12 protein-coding genes and 1 tRNA gene are annotated in these 15,864 nt (G+C 68.5%); 5 read left to right on the forward strand and 8 right to left on the reverse strand.

The window, feature by feature from the left end:
* Positions 1–189: 189 nt before the first annotated feature.
* From MRB58_RS14855 to MRB58_RS14865, 3 genes are read right to left on the reverse strand one after another with little or no spacing between them, the layout of a single operon-like run.
* Positions 190–1,104, reverse strand: a complete 915-nt coding sequence (locus MRB58_RS14855) for an ABC transporter permease (protein WP_244777905.1) — start codon at positions 1,102–1,104, stop codon at positions 190–192.
* Positions 1,101–2,192 carry an ABC transporter permease gene (locus MRB58_RS14860; protein ID WP_244777906.1) on the reverse strand — a complete coding sequence of 364 codons (1,092 nt, stop codon included), beginning with the start codon at positions 2,190–2,192 and terminating at the stop codon, positions 1,101–1,103. The genes MRB58_RS14855 and MRB58_RS14860 overlap by 4 nt, the downstream gene beginning before the upstream one ends.
* The gene (locus MRB58_RS14865; RefSeq protein ID WP_244777907.1) at positions 2,182–3,723 is read right to left on the reverse strand and encodes an ABC transporter ATP-binding protein; all 1,542 of its coding nucleotides are present in this window, start codon (positions 3,721–3,723) and stop codon (positions 2,182–2,184) included. Before MRB58_RS14865 ends, MRB58_RS14860 begins: the two co-directional genes overlap by 11 nt.
* Positions 3,724–3,905: 182 nt before the next feature.
* On the opposite strand from MRB58_RS14865, the gene MRB58_RS14870 reads away from it, so the two are divergent.
* The gene (locus MRB58_RS14870; protein WP_244777908.1) at positions 3,906–4,448 is read left to right on the forward strand and encodes a carboxymuconolactone decarboxylase family protein; all 543 of its coding nucleotides are present in this window, start codon (positions 3,906–3,908) and stop codon (positions 4,446–4,448) included.
* Positions 4,449–4,541: 93 nt separating this feature from the next.
* On the opposite strand, the gene MRB58_RS14875 is transcribed toward MRB58_RS14870, so the two are convergent.
* Positions 4,542–5,510, reverse strand: coding sequence for a TAXI family TRAP transporter solute-binding subunit (locus MRB58_RS14875; RefSeq protein WP_244777909.1), 969 nt, complete (start codon positions 5,508–5,510; stop codon positions 4,542–4,544).
* Between the two features lie 251 nt (positions 5,511–5,761).
* On the opposite strand from MRB58_RS14875, the gene MRB58_RS14880 reads away from it, so the two are divergent.
* From MRB58_RS14880 to MRB58_RS14890, 3 genes are all read left to right on the forward strand, one after another.
* On the forward strand, positions 5,762–6,994 hold the full coding sequence (locus MRB58_RS14880; RefSeq protein ID WP_244777910.1) for a PRC-barrel domain-containing protein: 1,233 nt from the start codon (positions 5,762–5,764) through the stop codon (positions 6,992–6,994).
* A 127-nt stretch (positions 6,995–7,121) separates the two neighbouring features.
* The gene (locus MRB58_RS14885) at positions 7,122–8,543 is read left to right on the forward strand and encodes a PRC-barrel domain-containing protein (protein ID WP_244777911.1); all 1,422 of its coding nucleotides are present in this window, start codon (positions 7,122–7,124) and stop codon (positions 8,541–8,543) included.
* 211 nt (positions 8,544–8,754) lie between these two features.
* Positions 8,755–9,936, forward strand: a complete 1,182-nt coding sequence (locus MRB58_RS14890; RefSeq protein WP_244777912.1) for a PRC-barrel domain-containing protein — start codon at positions 8,755–8,757, stop codon at positions 9,934–9,936.
* 72 nt (positions 9,937–10,008) lie between these two features.
* Here the strand turns inward: MRB58_RS14890 and MRB58_RS14895 are convergent, their stop codons facing one another.
* The 3 genes from MRB58_RS14895 to MRB58_RS14905 are packed head-to-tail and all read right to left on the reverse strand — an operon-like array spanning position 10,009 to position 13,376.
* Positions 10,009–11,622 carry a TRAP transporter large permease gene (locus MRB58_RS14895; RefSeq protein WP_244777913.1) on the reverse strand — a complete coding sequence of 538 codons (1,614 nt, stop codon included), beginning with the start codon at positions 11,620–11,622 and terminating at the stop codon, positions 10,009–10,011.
* Positions 11,622–12,311, reverse strand: coding sequence for a TRAP transporter small permease (locus MRB58_RS14900; RefSeq protein ID WP_371747183.1), 690 nt, complete (start codon positions 12,309–12,311; stop codon positions 11,622–11,624). Before MRB58_RS14900 ends, MRB58_RS14895 begins: the two co-directional genes overlap by 1 nt.
* 60 nt (positions 12,312–12,371) lie before the next feature.
* Complete coding sequence (locus MRB58_RS14905) at positions 12,372–13,376, reverse strand: DctP family TRAP transporter solute-binding subunit (protein WP_244777914.1); 1,005 nt, start codon at positions 13,374–13,376, stop codon at positions 12,372–12,374.
* 471 nt (positions 13,377–13,847) lie between these two features.
* Between MRB58_RS14905 and MRB58_RS14910 the strand changes: the two genes are divergently transcribed.
* Positions 13,848–13,923 (forward strand) — tRNA-Thr (locus tag MRB58_RS14910).
* A 67-nt stretch (positions 13,924–13,990) separates the two neighbouring features.
* Here the strand turns inward: MRB58_RS14910 and recQ are convergent.
* Complete coding sequence (gene recQ, locus MRB58_RS14915) at positions 13,991–15,856, reverse strand: DNA helicase RecQ (RefSeq protein WP_244777915.1); 1,866 nt, start codon at positions 15,854–15,856, stop codon at positions 13,991–13,993.
* Positions 15,857–15,864: the final 8 nt, after the last annotated feature.

Below are 15,864 nucleotides of genomic sequence, written 5' to 3' on the forward strand. Positions count from 1 at the left end.
CGGCAGTCCCCGGTGGGGGTGGCTTGGTGTGACGGGAGCGGCCGGGCGCCTGGGGGCGTCCGCCGGGGACGCTCGGCCGCCTGGTCCGGGGCCGCGGGCCGCCGGCGAGACGGGAAGAGCGCGAGACGGGGAGGGCGCCGCGTGGCGGGGTGCGTCGCGCCGTGGGGCGACGGCGTCACTCTCGCGGCGTCAGCGGTCCGGGACGAACGGGCGGCCGAGGGCGGCCGGCGTGTTGACCATCGTGAAGCGGCGGTTGGCGGCGAAGATCACCAGCACGAGGATGGTCGCGAGGTAGGGAAGGGCGGAGAGGAACTGCGACGGCACCTCCACACCCAGCGCCTGCGCGTGGAACTGGGCGATGGTCACGGCGCCGAAGAGGTAGGCACCGGCGAGGACGCGCATCGGCCGCCAGCTGGCGAAGACCACGAGCGCCAGCGCGATCCACCCTCGCCCGGCGGAAAGGCCGTCGATCCACTGCGGGGTGTAGACGAGGGTGAGCTGCGCCCCGGCGATGCCCGCGCAAAGGCCGCCGAAGAGAACGGCCAGCGTCCGCGTGCGGTTCACCTTCAGGCCGAGGGCGTGTGCGGCGGCGGGTTGGTCGCCCACCGCCCGCAGTTGCAGCCCCGCGCGGGTTCGGAAGAGGAACCACGCGACGCCGAGGGTCAGGAGGATCGAGAGGTAGAAGAGCGGGCTCTGGGCGAAGAACAGCGGGCCGACGAAGGGAATCTCGGACAGGCCGGGGATCGCGATGTCGTCGAGCTTGACGCCCGGGCGGCCGACATAGGCTTCGCCCGCAAGGCTCGCCACGCCGAGGCCGAAGAGCGTCAGCGCCAGCCCGGTCGCGACCTGGTTGGTGGCCAGCCACACCGCCAGCAGCGCAAAGAGACCGGCCATCGCCACGCCCGCCAGCCCTCCGGTGAGGACCGCGAGGTAGGGCATGCCGGTCGTCTGCGCGGTCGCGAAGGCGGTGACGGCGCCGACGATCATCATCCCCTCGACGCCGAGGTTGAGGACGCCGGAGCGCTCGGCCACCACCTCGCCCAGGGCGGCGATGAGGATCGGCGTCGCGGCGATGACGACGGAGATGAGGATCGCCTCGATCATGCCGGGTGCCCCTTGCGGGCGGTGACGATGGTCACGCGGTAGCGCACGAACGTGTCGCTCGCGAGGACGGCGAACAGCAGGACGCCCTGGAACACCTGCGCGATCTTCTCCGAGACGCCGAGCGAGATCTGCGCCGCCTCGCCGCCCAGGTAGGTGAGCGCCAGCAGCGTCCCGGCGACGACGATGCCGATCGGATGCAGTCGCCCCAGGAAGGCGACGATGATCGCGGTGAAGCCGTAGCCGGGGCTGATGACCGGGGTGAGCTGGCCGATGGCGCCCGCCACCTCGATGGTGCCGGCGAGGCCGGCGAGCGCGCCGGAGAAGAGGAAGGCGAACATCGTCGTCGCGTTCTGGTCGAACCCGGCGAAGCGGGCCGCACGCGGGCTGGCCCCGGTGATCTTGATCTGGAAACCCCGGAGGGTCCGCGTCAGCATGATCCAGGTGACCACCGCGAGCGCGAGGGCGATGACGATGCCCCAGTTGGCCCGCCCGCCCCAATCGCCCTGGGAGACGATCTCCGGCAGCCGCGCGTCGTCGCCGAAGAAGCGCGTCTCGGGGAAGTTGTAGCCCTCCGGGTTGCGCCAGGGTCCGCGCACCAGCCAGTCGAGCAGGAGTTGGGCGACATAGACGAGCATCAGCGAGACGAGGATCTCGTTGGCGCCGAAGCGCGTCTTCAGCAAACCGGGGATGGCCGCCCAGGCGGCGCCGCCGAGGATGCCCAGGAAGAGCATCGCCGGCAGCAGCCACACGCCGGTGGCGCCGGGGAACAGCACCGGCAGGGCCGCCCCGGTGATGGCGCCGGCGACGAACTGTCCCTCCGCGCCGATGTTCCAGTTGTTGGAGCGGTAGGCGACCGAGAGGCCGACCGCGATGATGATGAGCGGCGCGGCCTTGATGGCGAGTTCGTGCAGGGACCAGATCTCGGACAGCGGCTCGATGAAGTAGGCGGTGAGGGCGGCGACCGGGGGCTTGCCGGAGGCGGCGAACATCACCGCGCCGATGACCAGCGTGACGGCGAAGGCGACGAGGGGGGCCAGCGCCTCGCCCCACCAAGGGACGGCAGTGCGACGGCGCAGGTCAATGCGCATGGGAGACCTCCGCGCCGGCGTCGCTGCGGGGGGCGGCGCCGGCCATCAGCAGGCCGATCGCCTCCCGCGTGAGGGCGCCGGCGGGCCGGGCGGGCGACAGACGCCCGGCGCAGATGACGGCGATGCGGTCCGCGATCTCGAACAGCTCGTCGAGATCCTGGCTGACGACCAGCACGGCGGCACCGGCGGCGGCGAGATCGATCAGCGCCTGGCGGATGTTGGCGCTGGCCCCGGCATCGACCCCCCAGGTGGGCTGATCGACGACGAGGAGCTTGGGGCGCGCATCCAGTTCGCGGCCGACGACGAATTTCTGCAGGTTCCCGCCCGAGAGCGATCCGGCGGTGGCGTGGGTGCCGGGCGTGCGCACATCCATCGCCCGGATCACGCGGGCGGCCAACCGGCGGGCCATGCCGTGACGCAAGACGCCGGCAGGGCCGGCGGTACCGTCGGCCGGGCGGTGGCGCGAGACGAGGGCGTTGTCGGCGAGGTCGAAGGCGGGGACGGCGCCGTGGCCCAGCCGCTCCTCCGGCACGAAGGCGGCGCCGCGGCGTCGCCGCGCGTCGATGCCGAGGCGGCCCACCGGCTCGCCGTCGATGGTGATCGCGTCGGCACGGTTGGCGAGCGTCTCGCCCGAGAGGATGGCGAAAAGCTCGCCCTGGCCGTTGCCGGCGATCCCGGCGATGCCGACCACCTCGCCGGCGCGCACCTCGAGTTCGATCCCCTGCAACGCGGTGCCGAACGTGCCGGCGCTCGCCTGGTCGAGGTCTCTGACGGCCAGGATCGCGGCGCCCGGCGTGCCGCCGCCGCGGGCCACGTCGGCGATCGCGCCGCCGACCATGGCGCTGGCGAGTTCGGCGGCGCTGCGCTCGCGCGGATCGCAGGTCTCGACCACGCGGCCGTGGCGCAGGATCACGGCGCGCTCGCACAGGTCGCGCACCTCCTCCAGCTTGTGGGAGATGTAGACGACCGTGCGCCCCTCGGCTTTGAGCTGGCGCAGCGTGCCGAAGAGCCGCTCCACCTCCTGCGGGGTCAGCACGGAGGTCGGCTCGTCCATGATGACGAGGGTGGGGTTCTGCAGCAGGCAGCGCACGATCTCGATCCGCTGGCGCTCACCCACCGAGAGGTCGGCGACGAGGGCGGTCGGGTCGAGCGGCAGGCCGTAGGCGGCGGAAAGCTCGCGCGCCTTGTCGGCGAGGCCGGCGCGCGGCATGTCGGGCAGGCCGAGCGCGATGTTCTCCTCCACGGTGAAGGCCTCGAACAGCGAGAAGTGCTGGTGGACCATGGAGATGCCGAGCGCGCGGGCGGCGGCGGGGTCGGGGATGGCGGTCTCCTTGTCGCGCCACAGGATGGTGCCCGAGTCCGGCTGCAGCGCGCCGAAGAGCATCTTCACCAGGCTCGACTTGCCGGCGCCGTTCTCGCCCAGCAGCGCCACGATCTCGCCTTCGCCGAGCTTCAACGAGACGTGGTCATTGGCCTTGAGGGCGCCGAAGGACTTCGTGATGTCGAGGATTTCGAGGAGAGGGACAGTCATCTCGGCCTTCGCGCTGACACCGGCAACGGTGCAAGTTTCAGACCGCGTTGTCGACCGTCAGCACGGTCGTCGCAGCCGGATACGAACAGATCCGGCCGCAATTGGCTTCGCCCCACCGCCGGGCGATGCGCTAGGCTCGGTCCGAGCGGCCGCGGCCGCACGGCAACGACAAGGACGATGGGATGGAACGCCTTCAACCCCCCGATCTCGACGATCTGACGCCCGAGCAGGAAGAGGTCGCCCGGGCGATCATCGCCGGGCCGCGAAAGGCGGTCATCGGGCCGATGCGGATCTGGCTGCACCGGCCGGAGCTTGGCCAGCACGCGCAGCGGCTGGGGCAATATTGCCGGTTCGACTCGTCGCTCCCGCCGCATTTGTCCGAGCTGGCGATCCTGGTGACGGCGCGCGTGTGGTCCTCGGAGTTCGAGTGGTCGGCGCACAAGAAGATCGCGCTGGAGGCGGGTGTCGATCCGGCGATCGTCGAGGCGATTCGCACCCATCGGCCGCCGCCGTTCGAAACCGACGTGCAGCGCGCGATCTACGACTTCGCCAATATGCTGCACACCGAGCGCAAGGTGAGCGATGCGGTCTATCAGGCGGCCGTGGCGACGCTGGGCGAGGCGGGCGTCGTCGATCTGACGGCGATCCTCGGCTACTACACGCTGGTCTCGATGACGCTCAACGTATTCGAGGTGCTGGCCGAGGGTCCGCCCGAGATGAGCTGAGCCAGCACCGCGGCGCCTCGCGCGGCGAGGCACGCCCGACACAAAAAAAGCGCCGCCCGAAGGCGGCGCTCTCGTCTCGTGCGGCGCGTGGACTTACATCCAGCCGCGCTCCTTGTAGTACTTCTCCGCGCCCGGATGCAGCGGGGCCGACAGCGAGTCGGAGATCATCTCCTCCTCCTTCAGGTTCTCGAAGGCCGGGTGCAGCTGCTTGAACTGAGCGAAGTTGTCGAACACCGCCTTGACGACGTTGTAGACGACGTCGTCCGGCACGTCCGTCGAGGTGACGAAGGTGGCGCCGACGCCGAAGGTGGTCGTGTCGTCGGGGTTGCCCTTGTACATGCCGCCCGGGATCGTCGCCATGCGGTAATAGGGGTTCTCGTCGACCAGCGTCTTGATCGGATCGTCGGCGACGCTGACGAGCTTCACGTCGCAGGAGTTGGCCGCTTCCTGGATCGCCGCGGCCGGGTGGCCGACGACGTACATCATCACGTCGATGTTGCCGTCGCATAGCGCCTGGGCCATCTCTGCGCCCTTCAGCTCGGTGGCAAGGGCGAGGTCGTCCATGGAGATGCCGTAGGCGTCCATGACGATTTCCATCGTGGCGCGCTGGCCGGAGCCGGGGTTGCCGACGTTGACGCGCTTGCCCTTGATGTCCTCGAAGGAGTCGATGTCGCTATCGGCGCGAACGACGATGGTGAACGGCTCCGGGTGGACGGCGAAGACGGCGCGCAGCCCCTCGAACGGGCCGGCCTCTTCGAACTGCGAGGTGCCGTTGTAGGCGTGGTACTGCCAGTCGGACTGGGCGACGCCGAAGTCCAGCTCACCGGCACGCAGGGTGTTGATGTTGTAGACCGAACCGCCGGTCGACTCCGCCGAGCAGCGGATGCCGTGGTCGCGGCGGCCACGGTTGACGAGACGGCAGATGGCACCGCCGGTGGGATAGTAGACGCCGGTCACGCCGCCGGTGCCGATGGTGACGAACTTCTCGTCCTGGGCCGAAGCCGGCAGGGCGGACACCGTCAGCGCCGTCACGGCTGCGAAAGCCAGAATGCGCATGCTCATGTTTGATCTCCCTCTGCAGAGTGCGGATCTACCGCCGCCGCTCACACCCGCCGAAAACCAGGCGCATGAACCGCCGGCGTCGGACCGATACCGGCCCGGCCGCGTCGTTGAAGGCAAACCGAGTGCTGTCGGCTTTGTCAATCTTGCGACACGACGAACTAGGTTAATCTCGGAACACAACGCGGCAGGCCCCGTTGTCTCACCAAAGGGACATTGTCCTTTGCAAACATCTTATAGATTGGAGTGAGCATATGCACCGGACCTGGTTGACCGGCACGGCTCTCGCGGCGGTATTGGCCGCGACCCCGGCCCTTGCGCAGGACGACCCGCGCTGCGACCTCAGCGGCGCGATGGCCTCCAGCGAGACCATCGCGGCGATCGACACCGACGCGAACGGCGAGATCTCCCGCGAAGAGTACATGACCTGCCTCGACGCCAACGTCGCGGACGGCGAGCGCCAGTCCTTCGTCGACGCGTTCGACGAACTGGACGAGGATGGCGACGCAGTGATCGTGATCGCCGATCTGGAGCTGGCGGACGGCGGCACCGAGACGGCGACCGCACAGGACGCCGTTCCCACCAAGGTCGCGGTGACGCAGCCGAACGCCGAGGTGAAGGTCGATCAGGCGGCGCCCACCGTCTCGGTCGATCAGGCCAATCCGAAGGTGGCTGTCCAGCAGGCCGAGCCGCAGGTGGCGGTGACGCAGGAGGAGCCGAAAGTCTCCGTCTCGCAGCCCGAGCCCGAGGTGTCGGTCACGCAGCCGGAGCCGACCGTCGAGGTTCAGCAGGACGAGGCGCAGGTCGCCATCCAGCAGCCCAAGCCGCAGGTGCAGATCGACGCGCCGGCCCCCGAGGTCGAGGTCACGCAGGCCAAGCCGAACGTCACCGTCGAGCAGCATGAGCCGAAGGTGTCGGTCTCGCAGCCCGAGCCGGAAGTGTCGGTCGAGACGGCCGACCCGAATGTCGAGGTGCAGTCCGAAGAGCCGAAGGTCGTCATCAATCAGGGCGAGCCGGAGGTTGTGATCGAGAAGATCTCTGAGGCCGACGCCACGGTCGAAGACGCCGCCACGACCGAGGACACCGCCGCGGCCGAGGCCGCTGAGGGCGAGATGAACGTCGCCGCCAACGACGCCGCGCCCGCTGCCCCGACCGATGCGGCGGCGACCGCCGACGTCGTCGAGGCCAAGGAGACCGCCACGATCGACATCGCGGCGGAGGAGCTCGAGGGCCGGACCGCGGTCAACAACGCCGGCGAGGAGATCGGCGAGATCGACGAAGTCGTGACGCAGAACGCCTCCGGCGACCGCTACGTCGTGGTGTCGGTCGGCGGCTTCCTCGGCATCGGCGACAAGGACATCGTCTTCCCGATGTCGGACGTGTCGCAGGACGGTGAGACCATCGTCATCGACACGAGCCTCACCGAGGACACGCTCGCCGAGCAGGAAGAGTACGACGAGAGCCTCTACACCGAGGTCGACGACTGATCGCGGCGGATAGCCGGAACCGAGCCGGGGCATCGCGCCCCGGCTTTTTTCGTTTCGCGACTGAGCGCGCTGGACTTGCCGTCACGCGCGCAGGCAACAAGTCTACGGGAAAAGATGAGGAGCTCCCATGAAGCTTTGGACCTGCACGGCGATCGTGGCTTTGCTTGCGGCCACGCCGACCCTTGCGCAAGACACCGCGCCTGCGGCCGAGGAGGGGGCCCCCGCGGCCGCCGCTGATACACCCGCGTCCCCCCCGGCCACCGAGCGAACGGTGATCGTCGTGCGCCAGCCGGCCGCGACGGTGCGCGTGTTCGAACCGGCGCCGACTGTGACGGTGACGCAGCCCGCCCCGCGCATCATCGTGCGCCAGTTCGATCCGATCGTCACCGTGACGCAGAAGAAGCCGAAGGTGACGGTGACGCCGGTGGAACCGGACGTGAAGGTCGAGCTGCGCGATCCGGAGGTGATCGTCGAGCAGGCCAAGCCGTCGGTCTCGATCGACCAGCCGCAGGCGACGGTCGAAGTCGACCAGCCGGACCCGCAGGTCGAGATCTCGGCGGCAGATCCGCAGGTGGACGTGAGCCCGGTGGCACCGGAGGTGCGTGTGGAGACGCCCGAGCCGCAGGTTCAGGTCACGCAGCCGACGTTCAACCTGGAGATCCAGCAGGAAGAGCCGCAGGTCACGGTCGAGCAGGCCGAGCCCAACGTGAACGTGGCGCGCACGTCGAGCGTGGAGCCGGAGGCGGCGGCCGTTCCGGCAGCCGAGGACGATACGCCCGGCGCCGCGCAGGACGAGGCGGTCGCGGCGATCAGCGACACGCCGGACGAGGCCGTCGCCGAAGAGATCGAAGTCTCCGAGACGGAGGTCGCCCAGGCCGAGGCCGAGGCGGAGACCGAAACGGAGGCCCCGGCAGCGGACGAGCCGGCGGCGGACGAGCCGGCTGCCGAGGCGCCCACCACCGAGGAACCCGCGACCGACGAGCCTGCTGCCGAGGCGCCCGCCGCCGAGACTCCGGCCGTCGAGGAGCCGGCGACCGAGGAACCCGCCGCCGAGGAAGCCGCTGACGCTGCCGCTGAGGAGACCGCCACGGAGGAACCCGCTGCCGAGGAGGCCGCTGCCGCGGTGCCGGCCGCCGAAGAGGCGGTGACCGGAGCGCCCGCCGCCGAAGCGCCCGCCACCGAGGAGCCCGCCGCCGAAGCAACCGCCGCGGAGGCGCCGGCAACCAGCGAAGCGGAGGCGTCGACCGTCACGACGACGATCCCGAAGGACGCCATCACGGAGCTGAAGCTCGTCAACGTGGAGGGCGACACCATCGGCAACATCGAGGACATCGTCCTCGACCCCGCGACCGGCGAGCCGATGGTCGTCGTCTCGGTCGGCGGCGTGCTCGGCCTGGGCTCCACCCAGCTCGTCTTCCCCTACGGCGACCTCGACTACGACGGGGAGACCGCCACGCTCACCACCTCGACCAACGAGGATATCCTCGAAGAGCTTCCGGAATACGAGGAGGAAAACTACGAGCCGCTGCCCGATTCGATGATCGAGTAGTCGCAATCTACATTAAAACTTTGGGCGCCGTCGCAGCACATGCTGCGGCGGCGTTCGTTGTTCTGGAGCAAGATCTTTTGCCTGCGCCAATTTCTACGCAGGTCGGCGCGCTTTTTGCGGAACATGTCGTCGCGTGAACGAATTGACTCCACAGAAGGCCCGTGGGTCTCGTCCCCGGGCCGCGAAAGATCTTACACCGAGGAGCCATTCGATGACCCACAAGTGGATGCTGGGCACCGCGTGCGCCGCCATGCTGGCTGCAAGCCCCGCGCTCGCGCAGTCCGATTTTGGCCCGTGCGCCGTCGATGAGATGTCCAACGAGGAATTCCTGGCGCTGGACGCCAACGGCGATTCCGGCCTGACCATGGACGAGTACGTCGCGTGCCTCGAGGACTCCGGCACCACGCTGTCGGACGCTGACATGGACGCCTACAACAGCCGCTTCGCCGAGGCCGACGCCGACGCGGACGGGCGGCTGATGTTCGTCGAGGTCGAGACCCTCGCCGCCGCGCCCACCGGCACCGACGTCGCCGCCGCCGATAAGGACGCCGACGCGCCGAAGGGCACCATCACGGTGACCCAACCGGCCGCGGAGGTGACCGTGTCGCAGCCCGCGCCGCAGGTGAAGGTGAGCCAGGGCGAGCCCCAAGTGGCCGTGCAGCAGAAGCAGCCGCAGGTCTCGGTCGAGACCTCGGAGCCCCAGGTCGCCGTGACGCAGCCCGAGCCGAGCGTGACCGTCGATCAGGCGGAGCCGCAGGTCGCCGTCTCGCAGCCCGAAGCCCGGGTCGAGGTGACGCAGCCCGAGCCGGAGGTCGCCGTCCAGGAGGGACAGCCGGCCGTGTCGGTCGAGGCCCAGGCGCCCGAGGTCGCGGTCGATACGCCCGAGCCCGACGTGAAGGTCGAGCAGCCCGAGCTCGCCGTCGCGGTCGAGCAGGAGGAGCCGGCCGTCGCGGTCGAGCAGCAGAGCCCGGACGTCGCCGTCGAGAAGACCGGTGAGGTCGACGTCGAGACCGCTGCCGCCGCCGAGACCGGCGAAGCCGAGGTCGCCGCGTCGTCGGTCGAGGCCGATGCGGAGGCGATGAAGACCGCCTCCTATCAGATCAACGTCTCCGAACTCGAGGGTGCCGACGTCATGAACGCCGCCGGCGACGAGGTCGGTGAGGTTGAGGCCGTGCTGCTGGACCCGGCCCTCGACGCGCCTGTCGTGATCATCTCGGTGGGCGGCATGCTGGGCATCGGCGACAAGGAAATCGCCTTCCCCTACAGCGATCTCACCATCACCGCCGACAAGGTCGTCCTCAACACGCAGATGTCGGGCGACGAGATCGAGAACATGGAAGAGTACGACGAGGCGGCCTACGAGGAGCTGCCGGAGACGATGATCGTCAAGTAAGGACGGTTCGCGTCAAACATCGAAGGCCGGGGCATGCCCCGGCCTTTTTTGTGTCCGCGGCTCGCGGCCCGGTCAGTTGCCGGGTGCGCGGGCGGAGATCTCCGGGCCCATCAGCTCCGTCGGCAGCCAGGTGGAGATCGCCGGCACGTAGGTCACGAGGATGAGGAAGAGGAACAGGATCGCGACGAACGGCGCCGCCGCCTTGACCACCTGGACGAGACTCATCCCGGTGATGCCCGACGTGACGAAGAGGTTGAGGCCGATCGGCGGCGTGATCATGCCGATCTCCATGTTCACCACCATGATGATGCCGAGGTGGATCGGGTCGACGCCCAGCTCCAGCGCGATCGGGAACACCACCGGCGCCACGATCAGCAAGAGGCCCGACGGCTCCATGAATTGTCCGCCGATCAGGAGGAGCACGTTCACCGCGATCAGGAAGGTGAACCAGTTGAAGCCGGCGTCCAGCATCCAGGAGGTGATCGCCTGCGGAATGCGCTCCGACGTCAGCACATGGGCGAAGAGGAGCGCGTTGACGATGATGAACATCAGCATGATCGTCGTGCGTGAGGCGTCGATCATGACCTTGCGCGTGTCGGGGTGGACGATCGTCAGCGGGGTGAACGCCAGCGCCTCGGCGATGTTCTTGGCGAGGTAGGCGAGGCCGATGACGAGGGCGGCCGGGATCTTCGCCGCGCCGATCTTCAGCGTGATGTAGGCCAGCGCCGCCACGATGCCGAGCACGAGGCCGACGACGGCCCGCTCCGCGATCGCGCCCTCGCCGCCGGCGAAGTAGCCGATGATCAGCACCACGACCCACAGCGCCAGCCCGTAGACCCAGGCGAAGAAGCCGACGCGGGCGGTCTCGCCGACGCTCTCGGCGAGGAAGCGGCGCCCTTTGAGGGGCCCCATGTCGCGGTAGACGAAGAGGGCGATGACGAACGAGTAGACCGCGGCGACGGCGGCCGCCTCGGTCGGTGTGAAGACGCCGCCGTAGATCCCGCCCAGGATGATGATGATGAGGAAGAGGCCCCAGGCGGCGTCCTTGCCGGCGCGCAGGAACTCGCCCCAGCCCTGCCACTCGCCTTTGGGCAGGCCCTTCACGCGGGCCATGATGTAGATGGCGATCATCAGCATCGCGCCGGCGACGAGGCCGGGGATGACACCCGCCAGGAACATCCGCCCGACCGACACGTCCGTCGCCGCCGCATAGACCACCATGACGATCGACGGCGGGATCAGGATGCCGAGGGTGCCGGCATTGGCGATGATGCCGGACGCGAACTCCTTGGAGTAGCCGACCTGGCGCATGCCGGCGATGGCGATGGTTCCGATGGCGACGACCGTCGCCGGCGAGGAACCGGACAGCGCCGCGAAGAGCATGCAGGCGAGCACCGAGGCCATCGCCAAGCCGCCGCGGAACGAGCCGATGGTGGCGATGGCGAAGCGGATGATGCGCTGCGCGACGCCGCCGGTCGACATGAAGGCCGAGGCGAGGATGAAGTAGGGGATCGCCAGCAGCGTGTAGTTCTGCGACGCGGTGTAGAGCTGCTGTGCGACCGAGGAGATCGAGTCGTTGGAGAAAAAGGCGATCAGGAGCAGCGAGGAGAGGCCCAGCGAGATCGCGACGGGGACGCCGATCAGCAGGAAGATGAAGACCAGCGCAAAGAGGATCCCGGCTTCCATCAGTCCCTCAGAACATCTTTGTTTTCATTGACGAGGTCTTCGGCTTCGTGGCTGGCGATGACCAGCTCGCGCTTGCCGGTGGCGATCTCCACCAGCGCCTGCACGGCCCGCATGGCGAAGAGGCCGAGGCCGATGGGCAGGATCAGGTAGGCGACCCAGCGGTGCACCCGCTGCTGGCCGGCCCACTCCTGCATGAAGCCGGGATAGATCAGGTCGTCGAGCCCCAGCGGCAGCTTGAAGAAGCGGACCCAGTAGTCGACCGCGCCGCCGCCGCGCGAGGTGGCGCCGAGGTAGGTCAGCCACGTGCCGTGGATGAGGATCACCGCGTAGAGGAGGGCGGCGAAGGCGCCGAAGATCGCGAAGGCGCGGAAGACGGGTCGCGGAAAGACCCGGATCAGGGAGTCGATGCCGAGGTGAGCCGCCGTCTTCAGCCCGTAGCTCATGCCGAAGAGGATGAGCCAGGCGAACAGGATGCGGTTCAGCTCCAGCGCACCGGTGATGCCGGAGTTGAAGCCGTAGCGCAGCACGACCTGCACGAACGCGACGAGCACCATCAGCGCGAGGATGATCGCGATGAGCGATTCCTCGAAGGTGTTCATGACGCGGGGGGCGAGGCGATCGAGGAGGAAGTAGATCCCCACGAAGATCGCCAGGGCGCCCAACGGATAGTTGAGGATGAAATCGTACATGCGCGTCCCGTCGCCTCGCAGGGAAGGGCCGGCGGCGGCCGCCGGCCCCGGTGGTGAGCGTTACGAGTTGGAGTTGCCCGCCGCGACCGCCGCATCGATCAGGTCCTGGCCGATCTCGTCGGAGAACTGGGCCCACACCGGCTTCATCACGTCCACCCACTTCTGCCGCTGCTCGGGAGTCAGGGTGCGGATCTCGCCGCCGGCGTCGACGATCTTCTGCTTGGCCTCTTCGTTGAGGTCGTTCGAGCGGGCGTTGTACTCGTCCGCCACCTCGTTGAAGAGGGTGACGAACTGCTCACGCGTCTCGTCGTCCAGGCTGTCGAGGAACTCCTGGGTCGTGACCGCGAAGTAGGTCAGCACCTGGTGGTTGGTCTCGGTGATGCCGTCCTGCACCTCGAAGAACTTCTGCGTATAGATGTTGGTGTAGGTGTTTTCCTGGCCGTCGACGACGCCGGTCTGCAGCGCGCCGTACACCTCGTTGAAGGCGAGCTTCTGGGCGTTCGCGCCGAGCGCCTCGATCATCGCCTGGGCGACGTCGGAGGTCTGCACGCGGAACTTCAGGCCCTTGGCGTCGGACGGGTCGATCAGCGGCTTGTCGGCCGAGAACTGCTTCAGGCCGTTGTTGATGTAGCCCATGCCGACGTAGCCGTAGTCCGACATCGAGGTCAGCAGGCTCTGGCCCTCTTCGGACTTCACGAAGCGGTCGACCGAGGCGATGTCGGGAAAGAGGAAGGGCAGGTCGAAGAGGCCCAGCTTGCGGGTGTAGGCGCCGAACTTCGACAGCGAGGGCGCGGCGAGTTGCACGTCGCCCAGGAGGAGAGCCTCCATCACCTTGTCGTCGTCGTAGAGCTGCGAGTTCGGGAAGACCTGCATGCAGGCCTTGCCGTTCATCTCTTCGTTGATGCGCTGGGCGAGGGCTTCGGCCATCTCCCCCTTGGGGTGGCCCTGAGCGGAGACCACGTGGCTGAACTTGATGACGGTTTCACCGCTGTCGCAGCCGTCTTGCGCCAGAGCCGGCGTCGCGCAGAGACCGAGTGCGACGGCGGCGGAAAGGAAGGACTTCATAACGCTCCCCACATGTCTTTGTTGTGCCACCCTGTTTGCCATAATTGCCTGCTCCCGCAAAGCGCGATATGCCGGAAGTAACGACGACAAAAGACACGATCGACAGCGTGCCTCGCGCGATGGCTGGCGCGACAAATGGCATTTCAATTCGGATGACGGAGGGTGAACGCGCGAACGTCCGGCGTTTCACCGCAAACAAGACTTAACATCTCAAGTATGGCTGCCGCGGCGGGACGGAATTGCTGCGGTCGAGGGGCGGCCGGTGCGGCGATGGTCGGCGCCGTCGATCCCGAACGGGTCACGGTCCCGTGCCGGGCGGCCGGGCGCATCGGGAGCCTTGCGGCGGGCCGAAGAGCGGCCGGCATGCGGCAAAATGCGCAGGGCCTGCCTGGAGCTGAAACCCGCGGCGGTGAAAATCGCAAAGGCGGTTGCAGGCGCGGCCAAAGCGCACTAGAGAATGCCGCGAAGCGGGCCGCGGTAGCTCAGTTGGTAGAGCACGTCATTCGTAATGATGGGGTCGGGGGTTCGAGTCCCTTCCGCGGCACCATCCTTCCCTCGGTGCCCCGCCTTTTCCGTCACGCAGCCGTCCGTCTCCGCGCCTCGCCGCCGGCGCGTCAGGCGGTGCCCGACGCCTTGTCGCGGATCACGTCCAGGAACGCCGGTCCGTAGTCGCGCAGCTTACGCTCGCCGACGCCGTGGACCCCGCGCAGCTGGTCGGACGTCTGCGGCACCTTCGCCGCCATCTCGATCAGCGTGCGGTCCGAGAAGACGACATAGGCCGGCACGTCCCGCTCGTTGGCGAGCTCGCGCCGCAGACCCTTGAGTGCGGCGAGCAGCGCCTCGTCGTAGTCCGTCGGCAGCTCCTTGGCCGCGGTGGAGGACTTGGGCGCCTTGTCCTTCAGCGACATCGTGTCCTTGCGCAGGAGCACCGTGTCCTCGCCCTTCAGCACCCGCCAGCCGGCGTTCGAGATCTTCCAGGCGTGGTAGTCGTTCGGGTCCGGCACCGCGAGGCCGATGCCCTCCAGTTGCCGGAAGATCGACCGCCACACCTTCTTCGATTGGTCCGCGCCGACGCCGAAGGTCTTGATCGTGTCGTGGCCGTGCTTCTCCACCTTCTCCGAGCGCTCGCCGCGAAGCACGTCGATCAGGTGCTCCATGCCGAACCGCTCGCGCGTGCGCGCGACCGCCGACAGCGCCTTCTGTGCCAGCACGGTCGCGTCGAAGGTCTCCACCGTGCCGTGGCACATGTCGCAGTTGCCGCACGGCGCGGTCGCCTCGCCGAAATAGGCCAGCAATTGCACCCGCCGGCAGGCCGGGGCCTCGAACAGCCGCACCAGCGCGTTGAGCTTCTGCCGCTCGACCTCCATGACGGCCTCGGGCGCGTCCGACTCCTCGATCCACTGGCGGAACTGGCGCACCTCGCCGAAGCCGTAGAGCGCATGCGCCGTCGCCGGCAGCCCGTCGCGCCCCGCCCGGCCGATCTCCTGGTAGTAGGACTCGATGTTCTTCGGCAGCTGCATGTGGAAGACGAAGCGCACGTCCGGCTTGTCGACCCCCATGCCGAACGCCACCGTCGCCACCACGATCACCCCGTCCTCGCGCACGAAGACGTCCTGATTGTGGTCGCGCTCCTCGCGCGTCAGCCCGGCGTGGTAGGGGACGGCGTTGTAACCCTTGGCGGCCAGGAAGGCGGCCGTCTCGTCCACCTTCTTGCGCGACTGGCAGTAGACGACGCCCGCCTCGCCGCCGTGCGATTTCAGGAAGGAAAGGAGCTGCGCCCGGCCGTCGTCCCGCTGGCTCATCGCCAGCGAGATGTTCGGCCGATCGAACGAGCGCACGAACACGCTGCAATCCGCCTCGAACAGCCGCTCGGCGATGTCCTCGCGCGTCACCTTGTCGGCCGTCGCGGTGAAGGCCACCGTCTGGCGGATGCCGAGGTCGCGGCGGATCTGGCCGATCTGCCGATACTCGGGCCGGAAGTCGTGCCCCCATTGCGAGACGCAGTGCGCCTCGTCCACCGCGATCATCGCGATCGGCGCCTCGCGCAGCCGCTCGATCGTCTCCACGTGGGCGAGCCGTTCGGGCGAAATGTAGAGCAGCTTGAGGTCGCCGCCGATCGCCCGCTGGAGGGTGCGCCAGTTGTCCTCGCGGTCGTTGGCCGAGTTCAGCGAGGCGGCGGCGATCCCCTGCGACTGCATCGCCAGCACCTGGTCGCGCATCAGCGCGATCAGCGGCGAGACGACGATCGTGACGCCCGGCTTGATCAGCGCCGGCAACTGGTAGCACAGGCTCTTGCCACCGCCCGTCGGCATCACCGCCAGGACGTCGCCGCCGGCCAGCACCGCCTCGACGATGTCGCGCTGGCCGGGACGGAAGTCCGAAAAGCCGAAGACCTCGTGGAGGATCTCGTCGGCCGAGCGGGGAGGGGCGTTGGCGTCCGCGGTGTCGAACAACGAGGCGGTCATGTCGCCATGGGTCATGAGCGGGT

This window comes from Acuticoccus sp. I52.16.1 (assembly GCF_022865125.1).
GTDB lineage: Bacteria > Pseudomonadota > Alphaproteobacteria > Rhizobiales > Amorphaceae > Acuticoccus.